At 42.2% G+C, this 11,901-nt stretch carries 10 protein-coding genes; 1 reads left to right on the top strand and 9 read right to left on the bottom strand.

Going from position 1 to position 11,901, the window contains the following annotated elements; all coding sequences use genetic code 11:
* Positions 1–100: 100 nt before the first annotated feature.
* The 9 genes from cas3 to FS666_RS17745 form a co-directional block, all read right to left on the bottom strand.
* Positions 101–2,515 carry a CRISPR-associated helicase Cas3' gene (gene cas3 / locus FS666_RS17705; RefSeq protein ID WP_144463530.1) on the bottom strand — a complete coding sequence of 805 codons (2,415 nt, stop codon included), beginning with the start codon at positions 2,513–2,515 and terminating at the stop codon, positions 101–103.
* 318 nt (positions 2,516–2,833) lie between these two features.
* The gene (locus FS666_RS17710; protein ID WP_144463529.1) at positions 2,834–4,432 is read right to left on the bottom strand and encodes an amidohydrolase; all 1,599 of its coding nucleotides are present in this window, start codon (positions 4,430–4,432) and stop codon (positions 2,834–2,836) included.
* Between the two features lie 310 nt (positions 4,433–4,742).
* Positions 4,743–5,105: a Na+/H+ antiporter subunit G gene (locus tag FS666_RS17715; RefSeq protein ID WP_120074769.1), complete on the bottom strand. Its 363-nt coding sequence runs from the start codon at positions 5,103–5,105 to the stop codon at positions 4,743–4,745.
* Positions 5,083–5,367: a Na(+)/H(+) antiporter subunit F1 gene (locus tag FS666_RS17720; protein WP_120074767.1), complete on the bottom strand. Its 285-nt coding sequence runs from the start codon at positions 5,365–5,367 to the stop codon at positions 5,083–5,085. The genes FS666_RS17715 and FS666_RS17720 overlap by 23 nt, the downstream gene beginning before the upstream one ends.
* Complete coding sequence (locus FS666_RS17725; protein ID WP_120074765.1) at positions 5,367–5,849, bottom strand: Na+/H+ antiporter subunit E; 483 nt, start codon at positions 5,847–5,849, stop codon at positions 5,367–5,369. The genes FS666_RS17720 and FS666_RS17725 overlap by 1 nt, the downstream gene beginning before the upstream one ends.
* A gap of 25 nt (positions 5,850–5,874) precedes the next feature.
* Positions 5,875–7,359, bottom strand: a complete 1,485-nt coding sequence (locus FS666_RS17730) for a Na+/H+ antiporter subunit D (protein WP_144463528.1) — start codon at positions 7,357–7,359, stop codon at positions 5,875–5,877.
* Positions 7,352–7,690, bottom strand: coding sequence for a Na(+)/H(+) antiporter subunit C (locus FS666_RS17735; protein WP_144463527.1), 339 nt, complete (start codon positions 7,688–7,690; stop codon positions 7,352–7,354). Before FS666_RS17735 ends, FS666_RS17730 begins: the two co-directional genes overlap by 8 nt.
* Positions 7,691–7,694: 4 nt before the next feature.
* A complete protein-coding gene (locus FS666_RS17740; protein ID WP_144463526.1) occupies positions 7,695–8,117 on the bottom strand; it encodes a Na(+)/H(+) antiporter subunit B in 423 nt (140 codons plus the stop codon).
* Positions 8,104–10,515, bottom strand: a complete 2,412-nt coding sequence (locus FS666_RS17745; RefSeq protein WP_186306610.1) for a Na+/H+ antiporter subunit A — start codon at positions 10,513–10,515, stop codon at positions 8,104–8,106. The genes FS666_RS17740 and FS666_RS17745 overlap by 14 nt, the downstream gene beginning before the upstream one ends.
* 576 nt (positions 10,516–11,091) lie before the next feature.
* Here FS666_RS17745 and FS666_RS17750 point away from each other — a divergent pair.
* Positions 11,092–11,796: a universal stress protein gene (locus FS666_RS17750; RefSeq protein WP_120074756.1), complete on the top strand. Its 705-nt coding sequence runs from the start codon at positions 11,092–11,094 to the stop codon at positions 11,794–11,796.
* Positions 11,797–11,901 lie beyond the last annotated feature (105 nt).

Here is an 11,901-nt window from a genome sequence, read left to right on the forward strand (position 1 = left end):
AAACAGCATCAGTGGTTCAAAATTAAGTTGCGAAATGGTTCACTTTTCACTTGCGAAATACAGAGAACCTATCTTCATTAAATGTTGATAGGTTTTTTCTTTAAAGAAACTCGAAAGACCAACTCCCCTCCCCTTCAAGATCTATCCCTATATCTTCTCTATAAGCCGTTTCTTTTAACGCGAAAATATTCCCATGGAGGAGAAGGTCAATGTTGTCATCCTTGCTGAGTTGATCCAATTCGTGCTTATAAATATTGACGACATATTGCTGAGCTTTTTTCAAAATTTCTCCCAACTCCTTAATATCAAGGTCCCCGTTTAAATCTGAAATCAAATTGTTCGCCTCTTCATTGTATGGTACAAGAAGAGATGTGGTAGGACTGTCAATCACATTGAAATGTTTTTCTGCAGTTGCAAAGGACTGCCTGCTTATGATTGGGGGTTTGAATCCATGCTTGTGTGCAAAAGCTGTATAATAATCCTGATTGTGATTAAGCAAATCAAATGCATTTTTCCTTAGCTCCAAAACAGGATAATCGAGTTCGCCTTTTATCTGATCAAAATAATATTTAAAGTAAAGCTTCATTGCTTCGGGGGACAAAAGGTCATCACCAAACTTATCCGGATGCCTTTGAAACTCTTGTAAAATCCTCTTAGTTTGATCAGCACCTATGCTGATTTCCTTCAAATCTTTAAGATTTTCATCCGCCGATTTAATAATATACACATTTCGAATGTCATCTTTTCCATGGCGATTGCATCGTCCCGCCGCCTGTGCAATTGAATCTAAACCTGCCAACGAGCGAATGACGCATTCAAATGATATGTCAACGCCTGCTTCAATTAATTGGGTGCTTAAACAGACCACTCTTTCCCCATTCGTTAACGACTTTCTAATATCAGATAGAATGTCTTTACGATGTGCCGGACACATACTTGTACTCAAATGAAATAGTTTATATTGAGCATCATCACTATCCAGCTCCTGAAAAAGCATTCGTACTGCTGTTTTCGTGTTAAGAATTACGAGAAGACTATTTATTGTATCCATTTCCACTTGGATAAACTCTTTCAACTCAGCAGCATCGAGCCCTTGGGGTGTTGTCCTATCTATCACATTGACTCTTTTAAAGCTCTTAGTTACCTTTTTTAATTCTTGAACCATTTCAGCATTTGCCGAAATCTTCAGGTCATTTTCCACAAAGTCCAATGCGGGCTGGGTAGCTGTACATAATACAATACTGGAGTTTCCAAAGACTTTTAGAAAGTTAAGCGCTTCGTTAAACAATGAGATGCATTTAATAGGAACGGATTGCACTTCATCAAATATGATAATGGAATTGGATAAATTGTGAAGCCTTCTGATATTTCTCGTACCTCTTGAATAAAATACGTTCAAAAATTGCACCATCGTTGTAAAAATAATCGGGCTGTCCCAGTTGTCTTTTGCCAGCTTAAGTTTCTTTTTATTCAAATCATAATATTCATTGTCAATTTCCTTTTCTTCAATCACATTGGAATGATGCTCCAATATATTTGAATCATCTCTTAAAATATCCCTAACCTCTTGCGCATTTTGCTCAATAATTGTGGTGTATGGGACTACATAAATAATTCTTTCTTTTTTATGCTGGATGGCATGTTTAAGCGCGTACCTGAGGCTTGCCAATGTTTTCCCGCCGCCAGTAGGTATAGACAATGTATAAATCCCCGAAGGTCTGGAAGCAAATTTTTCGCATTGATCGGACATTTCGCTTCTTAAAATATTTATGGGATGATCGGCATCTTCAGAGCGGCTGTATAATGCGATCCTTTCCATTAAAGAGTTATAGCTTTTCTCAAAGAATGAATTGCTGTCAAGACTCGTTCCATTTTGGTCATTCTCCTCAAACATTCTTGTATCAGTCCGATCCGCATCTATCAGGCAGCTAAATATGTATTTGATAATCATTGACAAAGTTATCGGTTTAAGCTTATTTTCCTTCCACTTACTTACAATCTGCTTAACTTCATCCACTGCCTCACAGAAATATTGATCAAACTCCTTTTCTGTGATCTGGCTTTTAAAAAAGGCAGCGGTTGCATAATCAAATTCTGTTAATTCTTTTTCAGTCACCCGATATAAATAATCAGATGACATATCTGGAGTTAAAAAGTCCCTCAATCCGCTATGGTGAGAAATAATACACATCGCTATCCACTCTGAAGCCAACTTCTCCAAATCATTATTATTTTGATTATGAAATAGCTTATGAAGCAATTTTCCTCCTGCCGTTGAATGATCTACTGAGCCTTTCCGAGGTGGACTATTCGGATTTTTTACAGCCTCTTCAATATAATTTTTAAATTCTTCCGTATTTTTTCCTAGATCATGTAATAAGCCGGCTATGCCTGCCAAATTTTTCACTCCAATTTTTTCCCCAAACTCTTGACTTAATCGTCGAACCCCTTCCAAATGTTCTTGAACTGTTTGTATCTCACCATCTTTTTCACGTATATGTCCAATGAAATCCATTAGTATATCCCGTCCTTTTCTAAAAACTTATTCAGGTCTTTTTTACTACCAAGTCATATAGTAAGATTACTAGATTTTATAAAAATATTTAAAAAATGATCTATTTTACCTAATAATACAGTAGAATAAATTTTCTTTCAATTGTTTTCCGGTAAATCCTACCTAATCTCTGTCTGACTTTAAAAACACAGCATTCCATTTCTCTAGACCTAAAATAAAATCCGTATAAAAACCGTTATATTTCGTTAGCATCATTTACAACGAAAAATTTTATACAAAAAAAGCGGTGTTTCCCAATTACGGGAAACGCCGCTTTTATTATTTCCGATACACAATCTCTCCCCCAATCACCGTCATCTCTATCTCAGTATCCAACAGCTCATCCGGGTGCTCTATCTCAAACAAATCCCGTGAAAAGACGGTCATATCCGCTAATTTTCCCGGGGCTATCGTCCCCTTCCTACCTTCTTCGTTCGTCGCGCAGGCTCCGCCGATTGTAAATACTTCCAAAGCCTCCCGCATAGACAGTTTTTCTTTTTCATTCCAGCCATTGTGGGTTTCCCTTGGATGCCTCTGTGTGACGGCCGCATGAATTCCCAAAAGCGGGTCAACAGGTTCCACTGGCGCATCTGAGCCGCCTGCACACATCACACCGGCGGATAACAGGGATTTCCAAGCATATAAATACTTAATTCTTTCCTTGCCAAGTCTGTCCTGTACCCAAGGATAATCACCGACGACAAATCTTGGCTGAATATCCGCGACAAGAGATGGTTTGGCCAGTCGCCGGATCAAGTCTTCTCTCAGCAGCGATACATGAATGATGCGGTCGCGATGCTTCACACTCGGGAATTGCTCAAGTACCTGCAGTACATTTTCCACCGCCTGATCGCCGATTGTATGAATGGCGACCGGCATCGAATGGTCTCTCGCCTCTTTGACCATTTGGAAAAGCGTTTCCTGGTCATGCATTGCTTCCCCATACTTACCCGACGCATCCAGATAAGGTTCCGAAAGGAGCGCCGTCCTTCCTCCAAATGCACCATCTGCAAAAATTTTGACCGCCCCGATCTGCAGCGTATCATTCCCATACCCCGCATACATTCCTGTTTCCTTCAGGCGATCCAAGAATGGATAATCGATCAACAGGTTGCAGCGCAGGCCTTTTCTTTCCTGATTAAGCAATTCATCATACATTTTGTATGTTTGATCAAGTCCGCCCAAATAGCGGGGATCATTCGTATGAATACTTGTCAGTCCGCTCTTCATAGCGTATTCCATCGCCAATGACAATCCATGCTTCAATTCTTCATACGTCTTTTCTGGCATGCGATCAGTAATCAGCGTGGAAGCCGACTCAAGTAACAATCCCGTTGGCTTCTTCGTATCGGGATCAAGAACGATGCTTCCGCCCGTCGGCACTTCCATTGAAGGATGATAATTGGCCATTTCGAGTGCTTTGCTGTTTACAAGAAATGCATGGTGGCAGATCCTTTTGATAAAAACCGGGCAATGCGGTGCCGCCTCATCCAGCTCTTGAATCGTCGGCATTTCACCGTCATCGAAAAGGTTTTCATCAAAACCCAGGCCTGTCAGCCATTTTCCGGGAGAAGTGACATTTGCCCTTTCCCTTATTTTTTCAATCATCTCCCTTTTGGATGTAACCCCTGTCAAATTCAAATCCAAGAACTGAAACGCAACTCCGGAAAGGTGCATGTGGCTGTCAATCAGGCCGGGGGTTGCCATTTTTTCCTGTAAATCAACGATCTTCGTGCCCTCTCTTCCCCATTGCAGCATCATGTCTTCGTGTGCGCCCAAATCTAAAATATTTCCATTTTCAACTACAACCGATTCAACAAAAGGCTGATTCTTATCAAGGGTATAAATTTTTCCGTTTGTAAAAATAGTTTTTGCCATGTATGTTCCTCCAAACCGGATATTAGCAGATTGGCATATTTTTATTTTCTCAGAATTCAGGAGAAGAATCTCATGTTAAAGCAAAAGTCTCCACCGGGTATCCGGATTTCATGATTGTTCGGCAGGCATACACACTCTTTGCCTACCGAACATACAGATTCCACCGGTGCTCGGGAAGCATACACGCCCTTTGCCTACCGAATATACAGATTCCACCGTTGTTCAGTAGGCATATGCGCTCTTCACCTGTCGGATTCCCCAATTTTCACATTTGTTCAGCCGGGCATACGCTGTCAATAAGAATATTTTTTCAGGCTTCTGGTTTATTCCCCAAAACCTCTTTCAACTCATCCTCAACCGTGTCTTCCGTCATTTTTACTTTCGACCGGTAGGCGGCCCGGATTATTAAATGCCCGGATACCGGTGCAGTGATGAAAACAAACACGATTCCCAGAATGAGCCGTACACTGATAAGACTTTCAGTCATCCATATATATATAAACGCTCCAACCAGCGACAACAGTACCCCCAAAGTGGTGCTTTTTGTCGCTGCATGTGCCCGTGTATAAACATCCGGAAACCGGATAATGCCCAATGCGCTGATCACCGAAATAATCCCGCCGATTAAAATGAGAAAAGCTCCTATGAATTCATCGATTTCGCTTCCTTTCAATGATAACTCCCCTCTCGATAAATTTTGACAGCGCAATGGTACTGATAAAAGCCAGTATCCCCAAAATGAGAATCACTTCAAGAAAGGCTTTTGTCTTAAGTAAAACCGAAATCACAGCTATTCCGGAAATTAGATTCACTACAATCATATCCATGGCGACGACCCGGTCAGGAATGGAAGGCCCGCGGATAATCCGAAAAAGGGCAATGGCAATCGCCACAGCAAAAAGAACAAGTGCTGTTCCCAGCATCATTTCAATCATTAGCGTGTTACCTCCATGATCGCTTTTTCAAATTTGCCTAAAGATCGCAATAATGTATCTTTATAGCGTTCAATATCAAGCGCATGTATATAGAACACATTCCCTTCAGGTGAAACCTCCATCACAACCGAACCAGGAGTCAAAGTCAGAAGCATGGCAAGCGTCGTCACTTCCCAATCGGTTTTCAACTCGGTCTTATATGAAAATATCCCTGGTTTTACATCCACTTTCCAGCTGACAATATGCTTCATCACCAAAAATGCGGATAGAAACAGTTCCCAATTAAAGATACAGACCAATTTTACAACATAATAGAAGCGCTGCAGATAAAACTGCGTTCCAAAAAAACGATGCATGAGAAACACAATCACGATTCCCGCCAAAAAACCGATGAAAAATGTTGAAAACCTTAATTCATCCTCGTCATTCAGTACCATCCAAAGGAATGCTATAAACAAATTGAGTATAAATTGAGCAGGCATTTGCATCCCTCCCTCACGCATATTGTTACTCATCCTGTACCAAAACTCCTTCGATATAAACGTTTGGATTCGTAAGGGTAACCGCTGCATCACGAACATACCCAGCCAGCAGTTCCGACCCCAAACCGAGACCAATCGATGCAGCAGCAAGCAATACGGCTGGAATCAACATCCCTTTTCCAAGAGGAACCTCTTCATCCTCACTGATTGTCGTTTCACCCCAAAAGCACTGTTTGAAAATACGAAGGAGCGAATACAGCACAAAAAGACTCGATATCAAAGAGATGGCAAGCAGAATATATGAGCCGGATTCAATCGCTCCCTGACTGACAAGAACTTTTCCCAAAAACCCGCTTAATGGCGGAATGCCTGCAAGGGACAGCATGACAAGAAAAAACAACCAGCCCAACACCGGATAATTGCGGATCAACCCGCTCATCCGCTCCATTTTCGCATGGCCGGTAAGAGCTATCATCGTGCCTGCCAGAAGAAATAATAAAGCCTTTGAAACCATGTCATGAACGAGATAAAAGATCGAACCTTCAATAGCAGCGGGTGTTGAAACAGCAAGCCCCACAAGGATAAAGCCGGCTCCGATGATGACATTATAAGATACAATCATGCGAATATCCCGATAAGCGACTGCCCCCAAACTCCCGCCGATCAATGTCAACCCTGCCATGATTCCAATCAGCGTATGAGTGATCTGCGGTTCGTGGTAAAAAATCAATGTAAATATCCGGAACATCGAGTAAATGCCCACCTTGGTCAATAATGCGCCAAACAAAGCGGCCACGGCCGTCGGAGGTGCGCTGTAAGAACCGGGAAGCCAGAAGTATAGCAGCAGTCCTGCCTTTAAGCCGAACACGATCAAAAATAAAATGCTAATGACAGTCAGAATCGGGGTTTGTCCGGATTCAGCTATCCGCTGGGACAAATGCGCCATATTCAAAGTCCCCACAGTACCGTACAAATAAGCTACCGCTACAAGAAAGAACCAGGAAGAAAGTACATTTACCGCTACATAAATCACCGATTCCTTCAATTGAATTTTCGTTCCCCCAAGGGATATCAGTATGTAGGAAGCCAATAACATCACTTCAAAGCAAACAAACAGATTGAAAATGTCTCCGGTTAAAAATGAGCCGTTTACTCCCGCAGCCATTAATAGAACAAATGGGTAAAAAAACATTACTTCTCTGGCGCGGTCAATGGAAAAGAAAGCATACAACAGGCAAATCGCGGTTACAATGCTTGCCGTCAATACAAGCAGCGCCGAGAAAGAATCTGCAACGAACAGGATGCCAAAAGGCGGTTCCCAGCCCCCAAAATCAAGGCGAAGAATTCCCTTGGCCTGTATAAGATTCAAAATATATAAGCTGATGCCTGCAACAAAAGCCATAACTCCTATGCTCACCCAGCGCTGGAGCTGTATGTGCTTCCGGAAAAAAACAAGAATAATTCCGGCCAAAAGCGGAAGAACCATCGGAAAAACAATCACATTATTCATTTTTATTACCTCTTAACAAAGCATGCCGGCTAACGCCGGTTTCCTGATACATCCGGTAAGCCATAACAAGAAAAACGGCAGTAACTGCAAAACTGATGACGATGGCTGTTAAAATAAGCGCCTGGGGAATAGCATCCGTATATGTATTCGGTTTTTCTCCCAACAGCGGCACCGTGCCTTTTTTCAATCCTCCCATGACCATCAAAAGAAGGTGAACAGCATGGGATAAAATCGCTGATCCCAATATGACACGCAAAAGATCCTTGGAAAGAATTAAATAAGTTGCCGCTGTAACAAGGACGCCGGACAGAATGGTGATTAATATTTCCATAAACTTAAACATCCTCACTTATACTTAGAATGATTGAAACCACTACGCCAACAACCGTCAAGGCCACACCCGCTTCAAAAATGGTGATCGTTGCGAATTCGGTTTCGCCGAAATAAGGCAGGTGAAAAGTGGAATGTGATTGGGTTAAAAAAGGTTTTCCAAAAAGAAGTGCCCCCAATCCGGTTGTCACCGAAATAAACACTCCTAATGCTGCAACCCGCTTAAAGTCAAAAGGAATCCCCTTCTTAACCGTTTCAATATCGGAGGCAAGGAGCAGCAGGACGAAGGCAGAGGCAAGGACAAGACCGCCGATAAAACCTCCTCCCGGACTGTTATGTCCGGAGAAAAACAAATAGACGGCGACAGTCAATATGATAAACACAACGATTTTAGTGACCGTCTCTAAAATAACATCATTGATCTTCAACGTTCTTTCCTCCCTTGCCCAATTTCAACTTTGTCAATGTAAATACGCCGATTCCCGCAATGAAGAGGACAACGACTTCAAGCATCGTATCAAAAGCACGGAAGTCCCCCAATATAGCATTGACAATGTTCTTTCCGCCGGTCAGTTCATCGGCTTTTTCAAAAAACCCGGAAATAGTATTGAATAATTTACCGCTTTGAACGGAAAGTGCCGTCATGACAAATATGGCCCCAACAGAAATTGAGATGAGCAAATTGATCGTTTTCATCCTTGGGGCAGCCTTTGCTCTCCCGCTTTCCCATTTAGGAAGGAAAAAGAAGCATAGTAAAAACAAAGCGGTTGTCACCGTCTCAACGACAATTTGAGTAAGGGCCAAATCCGGGGCGCGGAATGTGACAAACAAAGCGGCCATTCCATAGCCAAGGACTCCATTCAGCAATATGGCTGTTACTCTCGTTTTAACGAACGGTACGGCAATTCCGGCAACCATCATCACCAAAATAATGACCCACTCGTATAGGCGTACGGGTGCCTGGTGAATCGGATCAATAGAGAACGCTCCTGTCATAAATAAGGATCCGCCAACGGCCAATATGAAAAATAGATAGATATATAGCAAATAATCCCGGAGAACACCTGTCATATAGAACCTCGTAAATCCGGAAGAACCGCTCTCCAATCTCAGCAGCATATTGTTATAAAGAGCATCAAACGACCATGAAGCCGGAAAAAGTGTAAATACCCCTTTCCATCTTCGCATGTATTTATATAAAAGAGACCCGAAGGCAATCACACCGATCGTCATTAAAATCTCGGTATTAAAGCCGTGCCAGATCGAAATATGCTGACTTAATTCAACTTTGTCAGCTAACGACGGGAAAATGCCGGCCATTGCCGGACGCAATAAATAGTCCCCAACGATATTCGGAAAGAAGAAAACAGCCAAAACCAAAGCAGCCAAAATGCCCGGTGAAATCAGCATCCCAACAGGCGCTTCATGTACTTTGCGGTCTCCGGTTTCAAGCCGGCTCGTACCAAGGAAAGTTTTAAAAACGATAATCATGCTATAAACAAATGTAAAAATACTTGCTATCCACGCTATCACCGGGATCAAGACGCCCCATGTGCCAAGTGCAAAAAAGTCAAGCTGCGATATATTCAAAACAGCGGTAAAGAACATTTCCTTGCTCAAGAACCCATTGAACGGCGGCAGCCCGGCCATAGAAAAACTACCGATCATCGCGATCGTAAACGAAACAGGCATGAAAGACATCAACCCTCCCAGCCTACGGATATCCCTTGTTCCGATTTCGTGGTCAATGATCCCTACCACCATGAACAGGGCACCCTTAAATGTGGAATGATTGATCAGGTGAAAAAGCCCGGCAAATGTCGCTTGTGTAAATACAACAGCCTCCATGCTTGACCCCATATGCATGGATATAGAACCGATTCCCAGAAGGCTCATAATCAACCCCAACTGACTGATCGTGGAATATGCCAACAGGGCCTTTAGATCGGTCTGGCGGACTGCCGTAAAAGAGCCCCAGAAAAGCGTTACAATCCCGACTCCTGTTACAAGCCAAAACCAAAGTTCGCCTCCGCCGAAAATCGGAGTGAATCGCGCGACCAGATAAATCCCCGCTTTCACCATCGTGGCAGAATGCAAATAAGCACTGACCGGTGTCGGCGCCTCCATCGCGTCGGGCAGCCAAATATGAAACGGAAACTGGGCTGATTTTGTGAAGGCACCTACGAGCAGCAGAACAAGGGCAGGGATAAACAGCGGATGATCGATATCAACAACCGCTATAATTTCCCTTATGCTCATCGTTCCTGTCATCAAATAAATCATGATAAAGCTGGTTAACATGGCCAGTCCGCCGCTGACAGTAATCAACATGGCCTTTTGTGCACCATATCTTGATCTTTTTCTATGGAACCAAAAAGCGATCAACAGGAATGATGAAATGCTTGTAAGCTCCCAGAATACATATAAAACCATTAAATTATCTGAGAAGACAACACCAAGCATGCTGCCCATAAACAGCAGCAAATAGATATAAAAGTGCTGCAAAGATTCTTCAGAGGATAAATAGTAAATTGAGTAGAGGATAACAAGACTTCCAATCCCAGTGATCAAAAGTCCAAAAATTAAGCTGAGACCATCAAAGTATGTAGTAAAGTCAATGTCAAAGGAAGGGATCCACTTCATCGTGTTCAAATAGGTTTCCCCGTTTGCTATGGATGGGATATAACGGGCAAGAATCACGAATAAAGCCGCCGGTACAAGGAATACAGGCCAGCCTATATGTATAGGGGATTTTCTTTTAATTAGAATAGGGATAAGAACAGCGGCTAGAAAAGGGATCATGATGACCAAATTCATTGTTATCAAAACAGGACCTCACTTTCATGCTGGATTTGCATTTACTGTTACGAAATTATCGTTTAGGTTTCCGTTAATTGCCATTTAATTCTTGTACACACACAATAAAACGAGCATGCATACAATACCGCAACTCCTATAATTAATTTAACATTAAAGCCTAATAACACCTTTCCCCTCTTGACTCTTTAGCCGGTAAGCGGGATAATGGGAATCCATAAGGTACTCTTATGAAATATAAAGGATGAGAGGTGTCCAATCTTGACCGGTTGAACATGAGATTCCTTGGAATCTTTTTCAAATTGGGGACCTGCGGTTAAACCATGTGACCAGATTCAACTTTGAAAAAACCTATTTGCGGAAAATGTGGAATAACATAGACAGAATAATTTTTTCCTATTAAATTATACACTAAACATTATAGATCTGCACTTAACAGGATTGGCTGCTGCAAATAAGCTAATTCTGCATCCACGTTTATCCAATTGAAATAACGCAGGAGATTCATTATAATAAGTCAGCTGTACTTTATTAGTTGGCCAGTTCAGATACTGTTGCCATATTAATGCAGAGGTGAAGATCGTCGTGAAAAATAAAAAGGGTCGTATGGATGAGAGCATTCTCGTTTGTGTATATTACGGTCCAAATGGAGAACGGCTGATCAAGCGCGGAGCCAAAATGGCACACATGCTGGATTGTCCTTTCTATATTTTGACTGTCGATCCGCTTCCATATGACGAATTCGATGCGGACAAATCCGGGTATGTCGACCGGTGGGAAGAACTGGCTGACGAATTGGGTGCGGAAGAGTTCATCCTCATGGATAATGAAAAGCGCCCGACAGCCAAGGCCATCGCGGAGGTCGCGCACAAATACAATATAACTCAAATTGTTATCGGGCAGACTGCCCAAAACAGATGGGAAGAGATTACAAAAGGATCTTTTGTAAATGTCCTGTTAAGGGTAATGTCCTTCATTGATATTCATATCGTCTCCTTTGACCGTGAAGTACACACGGAAGAAGATTCCTCTTTTGAAGGCGGCGTACGCTGTTTTCTGCTAAAAGAGGGAGACGATTATGTGCTAAGTTTCACTTGCATGAGAGAAATATGCTATGAAGGCATCTTTTATAAGGAGATCGGCACTGATTTCAACAACGGGATATTTAAATATGTGCATAACGGCAAAACCTATCAGGTTCAGGTCCATGATAATAAAATTACCGAACCGTTGAAGACACCGGGTAACGTAAAATTTTATGGTGAAAAAAAACCCAAGGATAGGGATTAGAAAAGAAAGGCCTGCAACAAAGCAGGCCTTTCTTTATTGTTTGGAAATTATAAAATGCTCAGGTTGTGAGTAACTTATTTGTCACTTAGTGCTGCGTCCGGCTCC

It is taken from the genome of Siminovitchia fortis, from assembly GCF_007681465.1.
Lineage (GTDB): Bacteria > Bacillota > Bacilli > Bacillales > Bacillaceae_C > Siminovitchia > Siminovitchia fortis.